Annotated in this window: 11 protein-coding genes; 3 read left to right on the forward strand and 8 right to left on the reverse strand. The window is 56.2% G+C overall.

Features of this window, described 5'->3' with window-relative positions; translation table 11 throughout:
* Positions 1–352: 352 nt before the first annotated feature.
* The 5 genes from FE783_RS27975 to FE783_RS27995 form a co-directional block, all read right to left on the reverse strand.
* Positions 353–3,559, reverse strand: a complete 3,207-nt coding sequence (locus FE783_RS27975; protein WP_138882681.1) for a DUF4838 domain-containing protein — start codon at positions 3,557–3,559, stop codon at positions 353–355.
* A 208-nt stretch (positions 3,560–3,767) separates the two neighbouring features.
* Positions 3,768–4,604, reverse strand: coding sequence for a carbohydrate ABC transporter permease (locus FE783_RS27980; protein ID WP_138882682.1), 837 nt, complete (start codon positions 4,602–4,604; stop codon positions 3,768–3,770).
* Positions 4,605–4,620: 16 nt separating this feature from the next.
* Entirely contained in the window at positions 4,621–5,568 is a 948-nt protein-coding gene (locus FE783_RS27985) for a carbohydrate ABC transporter permease (protein ID WP_138882683.1), read from the reverse strand.
* A 132-nt stretch (positions 5,569–5,700) separates the two neighbouring features.
* The gene (locus FE783_RS27990) at positions 5,701–7,161 is read right to left on the reverse strand and encodes an extracellular solute-binding protein (protein ID WP_238403284.1); all 1,461 of its coding nucleotides are present in this window, start codon (positions 7,159–7,161) and stop codon (positions 5,701–5,703) included.
* Positions 7,162–7,510: 349 nt separating this feature from the next.
* The gene (locus tag FE783_RS27995; protein WP_158302069.1) at positions 7,511–9,769 is read right to left on the reverse strand and encodes a helix-turn-helix domain-containing protein; all 2,259 of its coding nucleotides are present in this window, start codon (positions 9,767–9,769) and stop codon (positions 7,511–7,513) included.
* Between the two features lie 768 nt (positions 9,770–10,537).
* Between FE783_RS27995 and FE783_RS28000 the strand changes: the two genes are divergently transcribed.
* On the forward strand, positions 10,538–12,115 hold the full coding sequence (locus tag FE783_RS28000) for an extracellular solute-binding protein (protein WP_138882685.1): 1,578 nt from the start codon (positions 10,538–10,540) through the stop codon (positions 12,113–12,115).
* 35 nt (positions 12,116–12,150) lie between these two features.
* On the opposite strand, the gene FE783_RS28005 is transcribed toward FE783_RS28000, so the two are convergent.
* On the reverse strand, positions 12,151–12,579 hold the full coding sequence (locus FE783_RS28005; RefSeq protein ID WP_138882686.1) for a VanZ family protein: 429 nt from the start codon (positions 12,577–12,579) through the stop codon (positions 12,151–12,153).
* A 664-nt stretch (positions 12,580–13,243) separates the two neighbouring features.
* On the opposite strand from FE783_RS28005, the gene ileS reads away from it, so the two are divergent.
* The gene (gene ileS / locus FE783_RS28010; RefSeq protein WP_138882749.1) at positions 13,244–16,324 is read left to right on the forward strand and encodes an isoleucine--tRNA ligase; all 3,081 of its coding nucleotides are present in this window, start codon (positions 13,244–13,246) and stop codon (positions 16,322–16,324) included.
* Between the two features lie 89 nt (positions 16,325–16,413).
* On the opposite strand, the gene FE783_RS28015 is transcribed toward ileS, so the two are convergent.
* Complete coding sequence (locus FE783_RS28015; RefSeq protein WP_138882687.1) at positions 16,414–17,490, reverse strand: exo-alpha-sialidase; 1,077 nt, start codon at positions 17,488–17,490, stop codon at positions 16,414–16,416.
* A 441-nt stretch (positions 17,491–17,931) separates the two neighbouring features.
* Here FE783_RS28015 and tnpA point away from each other — a divergent pair, with 441 nt between their 5' ends.
* Positions 17,932–18,330 carry an IS200/IS605 family transposase gene (tnpA, locus tag FE783_RS28020; protein ID WP_138882688.1) on the forward strand — a complete coding sequence of 133 codons (399 nt, stop codon included), beginning with the start codon at positions 17,932–17,934 and terminating at the stop codon, positions 18,328–18,330.
* A 66-nt stretch (positions 18,331–18,396) separates the two neighbouring features.
* Here the strand turns inward: tnpA and cyoD are convergent, their stop codons facing one another.
* Positions 18,397–18,759, reverse strand: a complete 363-nt coding sequence (cyoD, locus tag FE783_RS28025; RefSeq protein ID WP_138882689.1) for a cytochrome o ubiquinol oxidase subunit IV — start codon at positions 18,757–18,759, stop codon at positions 18,397–18,399.

Consider the following 18,759-nt stretch of genomic DNA (forward strand, 5'->3'; position numbering starts at 1 on the left):
TCCAGCTTCCTTCAGATTCCACCTCGCGATGGACACCCTTGCTCTTGGCTAGTGGTTGGCCACTACATGCCCCCACAGCGGACTTTCACCGCCTAGTTAGTCGCCATGCGTGGCGCACAAAAAACAAACAGCCGGTTAACCGGCTCAGGCTGTCGAGAAACCCCCGATTTTTTCAAGGGCGATTAAAAAGAACATTTTTCACATCATAACGTGGCTCTCAGATCGTTTTAAATCGATTTTTCTTGTTTGAGACGAGAGTCACCACATAAAAAAATAAAGTGCGAAATGCCCATTAGACTTTATCGACACTCTGAGCCGGTTAACCGGCTGCTTGTTTTCACTTACAACACATTCAAGGGCTCGCTGGCGTCGCATACAAGTACACGTCGTCCACGAGAAGCTCCGCCCCGTTCGTCACCTTGTCGGCTATGACGACAAGCTGCAGCTTCTTCACTTCGCTGCCGCCCGCAGTCGCGGGAATGACTCCTTTCAGCCGGATCGGCTCCCATGAGCCCGGAGTGGAGCCGTTCAGCGCCCGCACCTCCGAGACGGTGGTAGACAGCGTCTTCCCTTGCGCATCCTGGAAGTTGACCGCCAGCTGAATCGTGCCGTTCGCCGGAGTTCCGTCCTTTACTTTATAGAACGCTTCCGCCGCGAAACGTCCGGGAACGGCGTTCATCGCTTGCACCGGTCCGCCCCGCACCATATTTTGAATGAGCAGGCCGTACTGTCCGGAACGGGAAGCCGCATTCGATCTGGCGATGCTCCCTGTCGTGCTGACCCAATAAGTCCACGGCGCGGCCGCCGTTCCCGACCCTAACTCGAACGAGCTGTTGGCCGATGCGGGAGGACCGCCGTCCGCCATCGTCAGCAGAAGCCGTGCCCATTCCCGCTCCGAGCCGTAGACGGAACCATAGACGGTATCCGTAACCGCTTGCCTGATATCCCCCGCCTGAGGCCCGGAAGACCGGATATAGTCCAATACGGGCCAGAACGTCGATTCCAAATTCAAGCTGCTGCGGTTCTGGAATACGGAGACGTCATCCAAATAAGCCGTGCCGTCGGTCAAGCTGTCGACGATGACGATAAACTGCACGCTCTTGACGGCGGCGCCGCCCACCTGGGCCGGGATGTCGTACAACATAATCGCTTCGTTCCATGTCCCGGCGCCGCCGGCAAGCCTAACTGTCTTGCCCCGGGCCGAACCGATCTGCTTGCCCGCGCTGTCCCTCAAGTTCATCGCGAGCTGAATCGTCCCTTTGCCCGCATAACCCGCCGGAACTTTATAATACGTACGCGCGGCGAGCAGTCCCGGCTCTACCGGAAATACTTGTACGGGCCCTCCCCGGTCCAATCCTTGGATTTTCAAGCTTGCCGCACCCGAACGAGCGAGCTCCGTCGACCTTTGGATCGTACCGGTGCTTTGAATCCAATTCGTCCAAGGTGCCGCCGTTGTCGATCCGGAGTCGAACGAACCGTTGGCCGCCATCTGGAACAAGCCGCTTCGCGCTTCCTTCAGCAGACGGGCGAACGACTTCATTTGCGGACTCGTTCCGCCCGCGGCCAGCGCGGCTACCTGATCCGTAACCGGTCCTCCGTTCGGCTCGTTCCGCTCCAAGTAGCCCGCCATATCCCAGTATGTTTTTGCATTCCATAGTGGCCACGTCAGCGAATACGTTCTCGGATCAAGATAGTGAACGAGAACCGGGTCGTTTTTGAACGCATCGACCAAATCCAGACGCTTTTGCAGCATAAGCTGCTTCGTCCCGAGCGTCCGATCCATCTCGTCCAGCATCGCCAGTGCGGAGGCGCTGTCCGCCGGGGCCGCCGTATCCTTCGGATAGCTGAGCGCCGAAGCTTCGTAATACTCGAACGCCCGAAGCAGCAAGTTCGCCCGGGCCTTCTGAGGCGCCGTCTGCGCTTTGGCCGCGACCGACTCGAGCAGCGCCCGGCTGTCGGCTATTTCCCGATCCGTGACGATGTTCAAATAGTCCGCCGAATTGAACGCCAAATAGGTACCCGTTTTACGGGACTCGAACCAGTCCGTCGCCTTGACCCGCTGCGTCCAAAATTGCTCCCAATGGTCGTAATACGCGGCAAGGTCCGCCGCCGCTGCCGGCCCTACCGCCCGGACGTACCATTCCTGCAGCAGCGCGTCGACATCCGCGGACGGATTCCATTGCAGCTTGGCCGATATCCACGGCTTCGGTCCTTCTCCCCAGTTCGGATACAGCTCCGCATAATGGGCGGTTACCCCGGACTGCGCGGCGAACTTGTAATTGTCGGCCATCTGATGGTTGTATACCCTCGGCACCAAATACGGCGTACCGTACATGTAATCGTACCAGGCCAAGTTGGACGTCACGGCCGCCCATTGCTGCACTTGCGCTTGGCCTGCCGCTTCTACGGCCGAATCGGCCCACGCCATCCGGTCTTTCGTCAGAAACGGAACGACGCGCGCGTTCAGCGGAAACGACGGCGGGTCCATCACCTCCTGGTAAGCGAGCAGACCGAACCATTTGTCCGGGTATACGGCCAGCACGCCTTCCGCCACTTGATTGACCCAGTTGTAGTAAAGGTCCGACATGTCCACGAGGCCGATCGAATTCAGTTTGTTCGGGTAGTCCGGATGATCCGGGTTCGCTTCGCAGTAGCCGCCCGAGTCGTTTACGCCGAGCGAATATGACGTTTCGTCCGGGTTGTTGGCGAAATAGCGGATGATGTTGCTTACCGCTTCCTCCACGATGCCGGGCGCGGTAAAGCAAGGCTGCCACCCGTGCGTCGTATCGGTAGGCGGAATATATCGCTGGCCGTTCCGGATCGGGAAATATTCGGGATGCGTCGTGCCGTATTGCGAAGGCGGGAACAGCTTCAACAAATTATGATGAAAATGGATCCGGTTGTGCAGCCGGTTTTTGTCCAGCCAATCCGACCGCTCCGGATATTGCGTCCAGCTCGTTCCGGGACTGAACACTCTGGAGAAGAAGACGGGTTCCTCTCTGACGTCCTGTCCCGGAACGGACAAATTGGCACTCAGCGGAACGTCCTCCCCGTCGGGACCCGGCAGCAGCCACCGGACGCCTGCATAACGCTCCAGAAAATCATAGACGCCGTACGCGGTGCCTGACGGAGTCGGTCCCGCGATTACGATACAGTTGCCGTGAGGATGAATGACGAAGCCGTCATCATCGAGCCCTTGCAGCAAGTTCGCCATGTGCGGGTCGGAACCGGAATCGCCTACATAGAGGCGGACATGCACGTTCAAGCTTCCTCCGTTCGTGTGCAGCTCCTGCTCCGTCATAACCGGCAGGACGGCGCCCGTCGACTTCCGGACATACTCGACCAATTCGTCCGCGGCACGGCGGGTCGTATCGTCCGCCTGCTCCGCCACGATCACGACGGCATGGGGGGCGCCGTTGTCCACGATTATCAAGCTCCCGCTCCCGTTCGATGCGGATGCCGCCACGGACGTACTCCCGCTCCAGACGATCGACGCGGACAATGCCATCAGCAGGACGGCGATCCATTTGCCCGCAGCTTGTTGCAACTTCTTTCCCATTCGATTCACTCCTTGACCATTGGAAATGTATTCTCCGGTCTGACTAGAAGTTATCTAGGGTGTAAGACTTTCGGATGTTTCGGGGGCTCCCCCAAAAGTACTCGGAATTAACTTCGAAGGCCTTCTTCACTTTTGGGGGACCAGTTGGGGGCTCCCCCAAAAGTAATCGGATTAAGCTTCGAAGCCCCTCTTCACTTTTGGGGGACCCTTACCCCTTCACCGCTCCCATCGTAGCCCCTTCCATAATCCAACGCTGGAAGAAGACGTACATCAGAATGGAAGGAATCATCGCGATCGTCACGCCGGCGAACAACGTGACCCAATCCGCCGTGTACTGCATCATTTGGTTCGCCTGGTACATGTTGACGCCGATCGTATACTTTTTCGGATCGCTCAAATAAATGAACGGGGCCAGGAAGTTGTTGTACAGTCCGAGAAACTTGAAAATCGCCACCGTCACGATGCCGGGCATCGCGAGCGGCACCATAATGCGGAAAAACACTTGATACAGCGAGGCGCCGTCCATAAACGCGCTTTCCTCCAGCTCCTTCGGCAGCGACTGCATGAAGCCGCCGAGCAGCATGAGGAAGAAGACGCTCTCGCCCAAGCTCTCCAGCAGGATCAGTCCGGTCAAGCTGTTCGTCAAATGCAGATCCCGCATAAGCACGTATTGCGGAATAAGCGCATTGATCCCCGGCAAAAACAGCGACAGCATAATCGTGCCCCAAATGAGCTTGCGGCCCTTGAACTCCATTCGCGTAAGCGCGTATGCGTTCAAAGTCGTAAGCAGCGTGCCGAGGAGCAGGCTCGCCCCCACGTAGTACAGCGTGTTCAGCAGCGTAGTGCCGAGCTTGTATTTCACCCAGGCGTTTTTGTAATTGACCCACTTCCAGACTTCCGGCAGTGACCATACGTTCTGGAAAAACTCGCGGTTCGTTTTGAGCGATTCATACAGCACCCATACGAGCGGGAAGAGGATCGTAATCGACCAGACGATCAGCGCGAGCCGCCATATGAGGTCCATCCATGTGCGCCGTTCCTTCATAAGTCCTCTCCCCTTCCTAATACTCGTAAGCTTTGTTCGGCATAAATTTGTCCACAAGCAGCTTCGCCGCGATGAGAACGACGAACAGGAACATGCCGATGGCGGACGCGTAGCCGTAATTGTGCGACTCGCTGCCGAACGCCAGGTTGAACATGTACAGCCCGATGACGTCGGTCGAGCCGGACGGTCCGCCGTTCGTCAGGATGAGCACCTTGTCGAAGCTCTTCAGCGAACCGAGCACGAGAAACAGCGCGCTGACCCGGATGATCGGGGAGATGAGCGGAATCGTGATGCGGAACAGCCGCGTCATATGACCCGCCCCTTCCATGATGGCCGATTCGTAGAGAGAGCGCGGGATCGTAATCATCGCGTTCATGAAGATGACTACATAGAGCCCGACTCCCGCCCAGACGAACGGCGGCACGATCGCGGCCAACGCCGTCCGGGTATCCCCGAGCCAGTAATAGCCTCCCATATCGATGCCGAGCAGTCCGAGCGTCGCGTTCAGCAGCCCATAGCTGCCGTCGTAGACGAACGCCCACAGCAAGGCGACGACAACCGTGGACAGCACGTTCGGGAAGAAGAACAGCACCTTGAACAGCTTCGTGCCTTTGTAGCCTTTGTTCGTAAGCAAGTAGGCGAGCAGCAGCGAGATCAGAATGACGCATACCGGGACAGTGACCATGTAAAACAAATTGTGGCCGAGCGCCCTCCACACGTACTTGTCCCGGATCATCGTCGAATAGTTGTCGAGACCGACGAACTTCGGCTCCGAGATGCCATTCCAATTCAACAGCGAGTAATAGACGGACATCAAGTTCGGATACAGCGTGAACAGCAAATATCCTCCGAATGCGGGTACTATGGCGATAAGGAGAAACAAACGCTTCTGTACGTTCGCTTTTTGCAGCCATCCCGTTCGGACGGGACGGTCGGCGTTCGTTTCGTTTCGGATCGCTTGCAACGGGCACACTCCTTTTTAAGGAACTGTCACATAATTGCCTACCTTGCAGCCGACGCCCGCTCCTACTCATGACAAACGGGGCCATCTCCTAGCAGATACGTTATTACGTGACAGTCCTAAGTTTGCATGTAGTTATTTCGCCGCGGCTTCGATCGCTTTCTTCAGCAGCGCTTCGGCTTCCTGGAGAACCGGCATCGGGTCCTGCTTGCCGAGCGCGATCTGCGTAACCGCTTCGTTCATCACTTTGTTCGATTGCTGGTAGGCCGGATCGGTGAGGGAGACGTTGCGGAAGCCGCTCTCCAGCATCACTTTATTCGTCTTCATATAGTCGTACATCGCCTTCGGCGCGTCCTGGATTTTGCTCGCGCGCACCGGGTCGTCGGAGAAATCTTTGCGTACCGGCAGCATGCCGCCTTTATCGGCGATCATCGTTTGGACGTCCAAATTCCACAGCCACACGTTGAACTCTTTCGCCCACTTCTTGTTCAGCTCAGGCTTGGCCGCCCAAATGTAGTTGCCGTTGCCCGCACTGAGCCGCACATAGATCGTGCTGCCCGGCTTGCTGCTCATCGGCACGGCCATGAAGCCCCATTTGAACTCTTTCGGCGTCGACTCTTTCATCTCGTTCTGCACCCAGGTTCCCGAGGAAACCATGGCCGCTTTGCCTTGCAGCACCTGCATCTGCGACTGCGTATGGTTGAGCGCGGCGACGCCTTCGGGGAAATAGCCTTTCTTGCCCATCTCAAATACGCGATTCCAGCGTTCGATATTTTCCGGAGCCAAATGTTGCGGCAGCTTGAAGTTGCGGTAGTTGTCCTCGAACGTTTTCAGGTTGCCGTTTATTTCCGCCAGCTCGAACTGCTTCCAGACGCCGAACGCATAATCGAGGTAGCCCGGGTATTGACCCGGGAACGTGATTGGAATGATGCCTTTCGCTTTAATGTCTTCACACAGCTTCAGAAACTCTTCCCATGTTTTCGGGTTTTGGTTCCAGCCGTTTTTGACGAACATATTTTTGTCGAACATCAGTCCGGCGCTCGTACCGGCGTTCGGAAGCGCATACGTTTTGCCCAGCACCCGCGGTGCCGAAACGTATTCGCCGTCCAGGGCGATTTCCTTCAGCGTTTTGCCGCCTCCGTCATATGCCTTGCGGTCCCATAAATCTTCCTGGGGCTCCAGCTTGCCGGCCGCGACGACCGGCTCCACTCCGCCCGGAATGCTGCCGGAGAACAGATCGAACATGTCTTGATCGTTGCCCGCGGATATTTTCGTGCCTATGATCGTATCGATCTTGGGGGAATAGACGACTTCGAAGCTGACGTTCGGAAACTTCTTCTTAAAGGAGTCCATCGCGTAATCGAACCATTCGCGGCCCATGCCGCTTTCGAAGAACCCTACCTTAAGCGTAACCTTCTGGTCTTTCGGAAGCCCGTTCTCCGGGTATACGCCACCGTTCGCCGCACTCGCTCCGCTTGCCGCTCCCTGCCCGCCGTCCGCCGCCTTCTTGTCGTCCGCCTTGCCGCAAGCCGCTCCCATTAGCGCGAGCATGGCGACCGCGACTGTAATTGAAACCGCTTTTATTTGTTTGGACACGATCCGTAACCCTCCTTGAGTAATCGCTGCTGCTGATCGTTTATATGCTTTTATCGGAACCGGCCGGTTCGCTAGTACCGTATCATGTTCATCGAAACGGCGTAAATATTTGATTTTTTACGCGATATGCATATTTGTTGAAAGGTGCCGGAAGCCAAATAACCCCACAAAGTGGAGCCTTGCTTCGAAGCTTATTCCAAGTACTTTGCGGAGACCCTGAAAATATAAATATGTTAGCCAAAAAACCGATCCGTCCGCGAAAGACGGCACGGCCGCCATCCGGGTCGAATCGGGCATATGGCGGGATCGCCTTTTTTTTACCCCGTCATCGTTTTTGTTGATTTCCGCGCTACAGCGCGTCCGGGCTCTCCTTGCGGAAGTTGCCGGGCGTCGTGCCGGTATGCTTCTTGAACGCGCGGATGAACGACAAGGCGTTCATATACCCGACCATCTCGGCGATATCTTGAACCGGGGCCGATGTTTCCCGCAGCAGCTCCACCGCTTTATCCATCCGGATCTGGGTTACATAATCGAGAAACTTGACTCCGAACGATTCCTTGAATACCCGGCTGAAGTAGCTGGCATTGTAGCCGAACTCCCCGCTCACCTGGGCAAGCGAAAGCTCCGGGTCGCCGTACCGCTCGTCGATGTACGCTTTGACGTTTTGCAGCGTCTGGTGCGCGCTTCTCGCTTCGCGAATCGCTTTCATCTGCCTGTACGCTTCGTGCAGCAGCGCATCCAGCTCGGCATACATGTCGTCTAGCGTCTCGTGCCGCTCCATAACCCCGTCCAGCCGTCGGCCGAATCCTTTGTACCAGATGTCCTGAAACTCGCCGGGCAGCTCCATCATTTCCCGGTGCAGATGGACGGTCAGCATGTTGAACAGATGGAACAAATCGTCGCGCGTAAAGAGAGCCTCCCTTACGGATCGGTACAGCTCGTTCAGCCGTTCGGCCCAATCCGGATCGCCCGACCGGAACGCTTGGCAGATGAGGCGTATATCTTGCAGCCGTTTGAACATTTCGCCATGCGGCTGCGCCACATCGGCCGGAACGATCAGCCGGTTCGTCCCGAGGGAGGATTTGTAGCCGAGCATCTGCTGCGCTTTCCGGTACGAGTCGGGCAGCCCGGTCAGCTCTTCGCAGCAGCTTCCGATGCTCGCCGTCACCGTAAATGACAAATTCATCTCGATCCAGGCACGCAATTTCTCCAGCACTTCGACGGCCGCGCTCTCCGGCTTGTCCGATTCGCTCAAGCGGAAAATGAATCCCATCTGATGGGGGCTCACCCATTCCGAGCAGTGCCGGACCGAAGCGCTCTCCGCAATCTCCTTGGCGACATTGCCGAGCACCTGCTTCAGCAATTGCTGATCTCTGCGGTCATACTTGCCGGCGAACTCGTGGAACTGGTCGATCTCGATCAGAGCGGCCATCGCGCCGCCCGTCGGGGCCCCGAGCCCGAGCAGCGCAAGCTCCGACTGCGCCGTACGTTCCGCCCGCCCGGCGTAATCCTCGTCCTCGAGCAGATGCAGGAAGACGTGCCTTTTCCGGTAAACGATATTTTCCTCATTCTGAACTTGCATCAGGCTGTGCTGGTCGAGCAATTGTTCGATCGCGGCTTCGATATATTTGAACTCGTCCGTCTTCTCTTCGAGACGCAGCCGCTCGGATTTTTGCCGGGCAAAAGCTTCGATTCGGCTCGCGACGCTCTCGATCGGCCGGAAATTGCGCCTCGTTACATAGAACAGCCACACCGCCCCCAACACGATCACCGCGAAGCCGAACGAGATCCAGACGTAGAACAAGGACGAAACCCAGTCCAGTATGCTCGAGTTGTATATTCCGCTCCGTACCGACCAGCCGGTGTATTCTGAGCGCACGAACGAAAGCTCCTTGCCGGGATCGGGAGTTTCCCCTTTGCCGTCTTCGGCGTCCGCCAGCCGTTTGGAGGCGATCAGCTTGCCGCCGCCGTCGACCAGCTCGACGAAGTTCAGCTTCGACTCGGACATTTTCGCGATCATGTCGCTCAAGCTTTCGGTGCTCACATGGATCACGAGGAGGCTGCGGTCCGAGAAGCCGGCGATTTTGACGAGACTGACGACCGGCACTCCCTTGGAATCGGGCAGCTCCGCATATGTCCGCTTCGTTTCCCAACGAAACGGCGTCAAGGCGGATATATTCGCCCCGATAAACTGCTTGTCGCCGAACTGGTCGAGCGGGACTAGCGAAGACGGAGTCAGCACCTTCGCATCCGAGGTCCGGTACAAATAGATCGAATGCAGGATCGGGTGCTTCCGCATCATTTCGTTCAGTGCCGCGGCCGCCTCGTAGTCCGTCTGCTGTCTGTCCGAAGCCGGTACCGGCAAGAAAAACGATTTGATCGCATCGTTGCCGCGCATTTCATTGCCGATCCATTCATCCAGACTGCGCAGCGCATCGTCGATCGTCTGGCTGATGTTGTGGGAGAGCAGCATATTCGCTTTCGAGGCGGAACGCTGCGACATTTCGCTGAGCGACAGGTAGGCAAGCAGCAGCAGCGTCAGGCTGATGACGAAGAAAACGGGCAAATAGGATAGAAGCAGCCGCTGAAATCCGCTCTTTTTTCTCATCGTGTCCCCCCGCTCCTTAATGGCTTGCATGGCAAAATTGTACCCTTGTTGCCGTGGTTATGTAAACGTTTTTCCGTAAAGGCGGCAGGGCAACTGCATTAGACATCATAGGGGGTGCGGAGGATTCCTCCATAGGCGCGGATAGCGGGAGTCAGTTGGCACTACATGCTCGTGGAGCCATCTATTGCCGGAACGAACGCCCCTCTCTTAGGTGAGCGAACTGGAAAACAGAGACTGTCAATTAACTGGCGAGTTTTGGATTTAAATTCCAATCGTTGAATCCTTATCAATCAAGGAGTTTAAAACAAGCTGTCTGAGCAGAAGAAGGTATCTTTTCACTTGGAACGGCGTGTTCTCGCTTCGCTAGCAGTTAATCGACAGTCTCAAACATGCATGTAAATTCGGCGAAAAAGGTCCGTTGCCATGTTTTACTGGAAAACCTGCAGCTATTTCCCCGCAATGACGGCGATCGGCGTCGATTCGGGAGAATTTACTGTACTGTTTCCATCTGATGAACGATACATGCGCCGATTTCCCGAGAATAACTGCATCTTTTCCATTTGACGACGGGAGGGAAAAGATAGCCGCGCGAGCAGACTTCTCTCCCGCACATCGGCTGATCGTTCTGTCCTGCAGCCTCTTCACGGGCTGACGTGAAATTGCCCTTGGTTTAAAACGTGCAGGGGCGGCATGCAAATCGGTTGTTCCTTTTACGGACAAATCCGTATAACATAGAAGCTACACCGGTAAGACAAGGGGGCGAATACGTTGAAATACGTCAAGCGGGGATCTATTCTGTTTCTGGTCATCCTGTGCTGCGCCGCGATCGGCTATATCGGATGGAACCGCTACGAACGGGACGCCTCCGCCGACCGGGCGGCCCGGGATGCGGGCAGCCGTATGCAGCTGAGCCTGTTCATCAGCGGACCGTCCTCTTCGCGCCTCCCCGATCCCGGGAACGATTTCGTCCGCAAGGCGATCGAATCGAAATTCGATGTGAGCCTCAAGGTGTCGTTCATGGAGCCGGGCGAGGCGTACGAGGCGAAGATAGCCGATCTGCTCGCCGCCAACGATCCGCCGGACATGTGGCTCCAGCTTAGTCCGGACGGCGGCGCGAAGCAAGCGCTCGATAATGTGCTCGCGGACATGACTTATTTCGTCACGCCGAAGACGATGCCGAACTATTTCACCTACTGGATGAACGAGAAAGAATTGAAAGAATACCAGCTTCACAACAAATTCGTCCGCGCGCCGATTCCTTACGACAAGAAATCGTACCGCGCCTACTATATCCGCAAAGATTGGCTGCAGAGGCTCGGCTTGGCCGTCCCCCGCACCTACGACGAATATGTCGCCGTGCTGAAAGCGTTCACGTTCGGCGATCCGGACGGCAACGGCAAGAACGACACGTATGGCTTTACCGTATCCGGCAACGGCTCCTCCTTGTCGCTCGACTGGCCGGAGTTCGTAAAGAACGGCCTGCTGTATCCCGCCTACTTCGAGAACGACAGGCTGATCGACATGCAGAGCGATCCGCTTATCCAGCAGACGGTGACGGATATTTTGAATGTGAGCCGCGGCGGTCTCGTCGACCCGGACTGGTTTCTGAATAAAGGACAGCAGCATATCGACAAGGCGGTGCAAGGAAAAGCAGGCATCGTGCTCGGCCATTCCGCCGACTTCGCGCTGGACGCCAATCCGGAGAGCATTCAGACAAGAGGCAGGCAGGTCAATCCCCAAGCGGATTGGGTGCCGTTCAACCCATTCGGCGGCCTGCCACTGTGCGCCGCTCCTACGCCGGACTATCCGTTCGTCTACTCGAACAACGCGGCGGGCTTGAATCAAGAGAAGCTGAAGCGGATGACCGAAATTCTCGATTGGCTCGCCGGAGCGGAAGGGTTTCTGCTGACCCATTACGGGCTGGAGCACGAGCACTATACGCGGAAGGGCAACACGATTACGCTCTACCCCGACAAAATCGAGGCGGACATCGTGAAGAAAGGGGATTTTCTGAAAATTTGGGACTTCTTCACCCCGAACACGCCGGACGTGCTCGGCCTGAAGGTGATCGACCCGCGCAGAACCGTTCGCGATCAAGTCGTCCTCGACACCGTCACCTCGATTCCGGTGCTCGAAGGACTCGGCACGACGCTAACCCCGCCGCTCGGCATCAATGTGGAGGCGATGCGCGCCAAGCAGAACGAGCTGCTCGTCAAAATGATGTTCTCGGACAAATCTTCCGCCCGCTGGCCCGAATACCGGCGTCTGTTGATGGAGCAGTATAACGGGGACGCCATATTCAAGCAATACGAGGAGAAAATCCGGGCGGCGCGAGGCGGCCGCTAGCATTCGGATTACCCGCTCCGCCGCGGATAATGCAGCTATAAGCCCGGATCGGCTCTCCCGCGCGCATCTTGCTTTGGACGTCTTCCGGGCAAGAACAGCAGGAAGCAAGCGATGCCGGCCGTATCGATCATCATATCGGACAGCCTGCCGTCCCTGGCGAAATGGAGCTGCATCATTTCCGTCAGTACGGCATATAGCACTGCAACGGCAAAGCTTGCTTTCCGGCCGCCGCCAAGCCGAACAAACAGCACGGCAAACAGGCCGAACGATACAAAGTGCCCGACTTTGCGCACGATCATTTCCATACTCGCGTAGTCGGTCTTGAACGATAACAGCTCGGAGTAATCCGGCGAACCGACCCACTGAAAGCTTAACGGCCGGTTATGCATCCAGAAGCCGGAGTCCGAGGCGCACGTCAGCACAAAAATAGCGGCCGCCCATGCGATCCAAACAAAAAGTCTCATACGTCACCTCTGCCAAGCATCTGTAGTAGCCAGCATTTCCAGGCTGCACGGATTTCAGACGCTTCGCGGGCTCAAGCATGCTTAACGGCACATTCGGCCGATTGACTTTCGTTCGCGGTTCGTGTATAAAGGATGTAAAATGTATACGTTATGCACATTCATTGACGAGAACGAGTACGCTGCTTGCTTGATCCCCAGAGAGTCGGCCATCCGCTGCAAAGCCGACGTTCGAGACGCAGACGGAAATCATCTCCGAGAAGGAAGGCCGAACATTGCCAGTAAGCCGACCCGGGAGCCCGCCGTTACAAGGGACGCGTACGATGACCGTACGTGGCAGAGGTGCCGCGGCATTCCGATCTATACTGACCGGAAGCGTCTTGCGGAACGAGGGTGGTAGCGCGAGAGTATCTCGTCCCTTACGGGGACGGGATTTTTTTGTTTTAACGGCGATTAGCGGAACTCTGTTCCGTTAATCCTTGTATTTCTCGTTATCTTCCAAAAATAGCGGAACCAAGCTCCGTTATTTCGAACATTTCATGGAAAATCCGTACAAGCAGCGTGACATAGCGGAAGCAAATTCCGTTATTTTGGAATCAGCCTTTATTTTCGCCGCCATAACGTACTTCTGTTCCGCCAATCGTACCGAAGGAAGGGTTTGAACATGATGAGAAAAGTCGATGTCAAAGAAAAGCCGAGAGCCCGCGAGCTGCGCGTCCTCGGACAATGGAAGCAGGACGATACGTTCCGCCGGTCGATCGCGAACCGCGAAGGCAAGCCGAACTTCGTCTTCTACGAAGGTCCTCCGACCGCCAACGGCAAGCCCCATATCGGGCACGTGCTCGGGCGCGTCATCAAAGACTTCATCTGCCGTTACAAAACGATGTCCGGCTACCGCGTCATCCGCAAAGCCGGCTGGGATACGCACGGTCTCCCGGTCGAGCTCGGCGTCGAGAAGCAGCTCGGCATCTCCGGCAAGCAGGAGATTGAGAAATACGGCGTGTCCGAATTCGTCGAGGCTTGCAAAGCGAGCGTATTCGAATACGAGCGGCAGTGGCGCGAGCTGACTGAAGCGATCGCCTACTGGACCGACATGGATAATCCGTACATTACGCTGACGAACGACTATATCGAGAGCGTCTGGAACATTTTGTCCGACATCCATAAGAAAGGCTTGCTGTATAAAGGCCACCGGGTAAGCCCGTACTGCCCGTGCTGCCAGACGACGCTCAGCTCCCACGAAGTAGCCCAAGGCTACGAGGACGTGAAAGATTTGAGCGCCACCGTCAAATTCAGAAGCGCCGCTGCCGACGAGTCGTTCCTCGCCTGGACGACGACGCCTTGGACGCTGCCGGCCAACGTCGCCCTGGCCGTCAACAAAGACATCGACTATGTGAAAGTGAAGCAGGACGGCGAAGTGTTCATCGTGGCGAAAAATCTCGTGGACAAGGTGATGAAGGAAGGCAGCGAGATTTTGTCCGAGCATAAAGGCTCGGAGTTCGTCGGCACGTCGTACAAGCCGCCGTTCGACTATATCAGTGTAAACAAAGGGCATATCGTCGTGGACGCCGATTACGTCAGCGATACGAGCGGTACCGGTATCGTTCATACCGCCCCCGCCCACGGGGAAGACGACTATCGCACAACCCGCCAGCATGAGCTGGATTTCGTGAGCGTAGTCGACTTGGCCGGGAAATATACCGATCAAATTACCGAGTTCGCCGGACGCTTCGTCAAAGATTGCGACGTCGATATCGTGAAGAGCTTGTCCGAGCGCGGCCTGCTGTTCGCCAAGGAGCGTTACGAGCATAGCTATCCGTTCTGCTGGCGGTGCAAATCCCCGCTTCTTTATTACGCGATGGAAAGCTGGTTTATCCGCACGACCGCGGTGAAGCAGCAGCTGATCGACAACAACAACAAAGTCGACTGGTATCCGGGCCATATCCGCGAAGGCCGGTTCGGCAAGTTCCTCGAGGAGCTCGTCGATTGGAACATCAGCCGCAACCGGTACTGGGGTACGCCGCTTAACGTATGGGTTTGCGGAGATTGCCGGACGGAGTTCTCGCCGGGAAGCCGCCAGGAGCTGCGCGATAGAGTGGTCGGCACGATCGATCCGGACCTGGAGCTGCACAAGCCTTACGTGGACCACGTCCAAGTGCGCTGCTCCTGCGGCGGCACGATGGAGCGGACGCCGGAAGTGATCGACGTCTGGTTCGACAGCGGCTCGATGCCGTTCGCCCAATACCACCATCCGTTCGGCGACGAGAAGACGTTCCGGGAGCAGTATCCGGCAGACATTATTTGCGAAGGCATCGACCAGACGCGCGGCTGGTTCTTCAGCTTGCTGGCCGTATCGACGCTGTACAACGGCCAAGCGCCGTACAAGGCGGTGCTCTCTACCGGACACGTGCTCGACGAGCACGGGCAGAAGATGTCCAAGAGCAAAGGCAACGTCATCGATCCGTGGGACATTATCGAGCAGTTCGGCACGGACGCGTTCCGCTGGTCTTTGCTTGCCGATAGCGCGCCGTGGAACAGCAAACGGTTCTCGAAGCAAATCGTGGCGGAAGCGAAGTCGAAGGTCATCGATACGATCCATAACGCGCATGCATTCTATGCGCTGTATGCCGTAATCGATCAATACCGGCCGGAAGATCATCCTGCGCGCACGTCCGAGAACGAGCTGGACTTGTGGATTTTGTCGCGGCTCCACAGCACGCTGCGCCAAGTCGAGAAAGGGCTCGAGCAGTACGACTTCCTCAATCCGGCGAAGCAGATCGAATCGTTCGTCGAGGAGATGAGCAACTGGTACATCCGCCGTTCGCGCGACCGTTTCTGGGGCGGGGAAATGACGGCCGACAAAGTGTCCGCCTACCAGACGCTGCGCGAGGTGCTGCTGACGCTGTCGCGGATGATCGCGCCGTATGCGCCGCTTATCGCCGAGGACCTGTACGGCAACATGGGCGGAGAAGGCAGCGTCCATCTCGCCGACTATCCGAAGGCGAACGTGTCGCTGATCAACGCGCAGCTCGAGAGCGATATGGAGACGGCGCGGCAAATCGTCGAGCTTGCCCGCAGCGTCCGCAACGACACGGCGATCAAGACGCGCCAGCCTTTGTCCGAGCTGATCGTCTCGCTCGACCGCGAGTTCAACCTGGCCCGCTTCGAGCCGATTATCAAGGACGAGGTCAACGTCAAGCAAATCCGCGTGGAGCAAGGCGACGGCGGTTTCGTCGATTTCACCTTGAAGCTGAACCTGAAAACCGCGGGCAAAAAATACGGCAAATTCGTCGGGCCTGTGCAAGCGCACCTGAAGCAACTGCCCGCCGCCGAATCCAAGCAAGCGGTAGATAGCGGCTATCTAGATGTAACCGTCGACGGAGAAACGCTTCATATTACGATTGACGAGCTGCTCGTAGAGAAGCAGGCCAAACCGGGCTTCGCTTCGGCGTCCGGCAACCGTTTGACCGTCGCTCTGAACACGACGATTACGGAGGAGCTAGAGCAGGAAGGTCTCGTCCGCGAGGTCGTCCGCGCCATCCAGGACTACCGCAAGAAGCTCGACCTGCCGGTCGAGAAACGCGTCAACCTCGTGCTGGATGCGGAAGCCTCGCTGAAAGCGGCGATCGAGCGGTTCGATCACGTGCTTCAGGAGAACGTGCTTCTTGCCGGCGTGCGATATGCGAAGGAAGACGGAATGGAGATCGTTTCGATCGGGGAGAAAAGCCTCGGATTGAAGGTCGAATAGCTGATCGTAGCGGATCAAAACAAACGGCAGTCCGGACCTTGTACAAGGTCTCGGGCTGCCGTTTGTTTTGGGGTGTTTCGCTTAATCGGCTATACGAGTCGGCACACCGTCCCCGCGATATACCGGCAAACGTCGGAATCATCGTAGTAGTAATACGTAACAAGCACGCGGCCGTCGTTCAGCTGCACGGCGCTCGTATATCCGATATCCAGCGACAGTCCGTCCTCTCTCAGAACGGTTTCCTGCGCTTCATCCCATCGCTCGCATTCGGCGTCGAGCACGACAGCCCGAATCCCGAAGGGAGAATTCCGGTATCCGTATGTAAGCAGCAGATTGCCGCTGTCCAGCGTCAGCGCATGGAACGGGCTCGGGGAATAGAACGGCCGCATGACCGGGCGGCTCCAAGTTCGCCCGCCGTCGGTGGATTCGGACGTATAGAGCGGAGAACGCGGTATCTCCTTCGTCGGCTGAACGCTTACATTGCGCGTTCGAATGAATGCTACCAGTTTCCCCGACGGCGTCCGGAACAAGTTCGGCTCCTCGAACGTATATCCGTCGCACGACTCGATTACGGCGTGAGCGGTCCACGTGCTTCCCTTGTCTTCGGTTCTGGCGATATGGACATTCGTGCTCTCGGGACTATAGAGCGGAGTTAGGATAGCCCCATCGTCCAGCTCCACGCTATTGCCGCGAATCGCTCCGTCGATCGGAATCGGGATCGGTCGGTCCCACGTCTGTCCACCGTCCGTCGAGCGGATCGAATGAGCGTTTTTTCTTCTCCCGATCCACTTCCCGAAGATGTTCTTGTCGCCGATTCGCTTCTCCGCCGCATCTTCCTGCTCGAGCACTTTCCACATGAAAAAAGTCGCGAACAGCGTTCCGTCGCGCAATTGGTTCAAGCACGGGTCCTGCACCCCGCAGAAATAATCGTCATACAGCACGTTAGGCTCTGGCTCCCACGATATCCCGTCCCCCGATGCGATGATCATGGCCCTGGAAGAAGGGTCGATATGAGATATTTTCTCTTCGTTGCGGCGTCTGTCCGGAGCTTGACGAAACCCGAGTACGATACGACCGTCCGGACGTTTTACAACACTCGGAAAAAAGCTGTTGTACTTCATGTCCTTGTAAATCACGATATGTTCGATCGGTTCAAGTCGCTGCATAAGATCCTCTCCCCTACCTTTTCTTACTTCCAGCTACTGAATGCGATTTCATAAAGTGTACGACTTTTCCATTCGACGCTCCTAAGCGGGATCTCCGAGACGTTCGATGACGTTGCACAATGCCGCCCTTCTTTATAAATATTTACTTTGTATCTTATTATGACACAGTGTATTCGTTAAATATTATATACCGTGTTCTTTGCATTAGTAAATATCGAAATCGCAACACTTGAACGGCAAAAAGGCCCGACCTCGGCGCCATGCGATGCGCTAACCTGACCTCTTCCATATATCCGGCGATCTTACTTCTACCTCGCGCAGTGTGACGCAGATACCCGCTCAAACATGCCGGCAACCCCTGTATAGTTTCTGTATAGCTCATATTGATATACTCCTTCGGGTGGTTACATATGTACCCGAAATTCAAAAGAGGTGGAGAACGTGACGGCAGTCAAACAAGGCAGAGGATATGTGTACGCCATCCAGTATCATATCGTATGGTGCGTCAAAGATCGCCATAGCATGCTGCTTGGCGACATAGGTATAGGGCTCGAGGAAATATTGCATCGGATTGCCGCAGACAACGGTTTCACGATTTCGGAGATTGAATGCAATGGTGACCATGTTCATCTCTTGCTGGAGTGTACTCCCCAACATTCGATTCCGAATATGATCAAAACATTGAAAGGCGTTTCGGCGAGGCTGCTGTTTAAAGAGTTCCCTGTGTTAAAAAAGAAGGGGGGACAGAAACTTTGGAATCCCTCTTACTTTGTGGCGACCGTTAGTGAGCAGTTGGAAGCACAAATACGTCAATACATTCAACATCAGAAAGCAAGGTGACATGCGGAATTGTTCGGGAATAGAGAAGCCCCCAACCGCATTCGCACGGCAAGGGGCATCCTAATTTTAAGCAACTTGATTGTAAGTCATGATCCAAATCGAACCGATGACGATCGTAAGCAGAATGATCAAGCCGAGGATGAGCGCCATCAAGTTCCAGCGCGGCTTCTTCTCTTCCCGCAGGTGCATGAAGAAGACGAGCTGGACGACGAATTGCAGAACCGCCGTGCCGAGCATGATGACCATAGCGCCGGTTCCCTCGACCCAGTGGTTCAGCACGACGACGAGCGGAATGATCGTCAATACGATCGATAAGAGAAAGCCGGTAAGGTACGATTTGAACGAGCCGTGCGCCTCGTGCTGCGAATCGTGCGCCCCGCCGCCGTGGCCTCCATTCGCGCCGCCGGAATGAACGGAATGCTGCGCCAT

The sequence above is a fragment of the Paenibacillus mesophilus genome (genome assembly GCF_005938385.1).
Lineage (GTDB): Bacteria > Bacillota > Bacilli > Paenibacillales > NBRC-103111 > Paenibacillus_AB > Paenibacillus_AB mesophilus.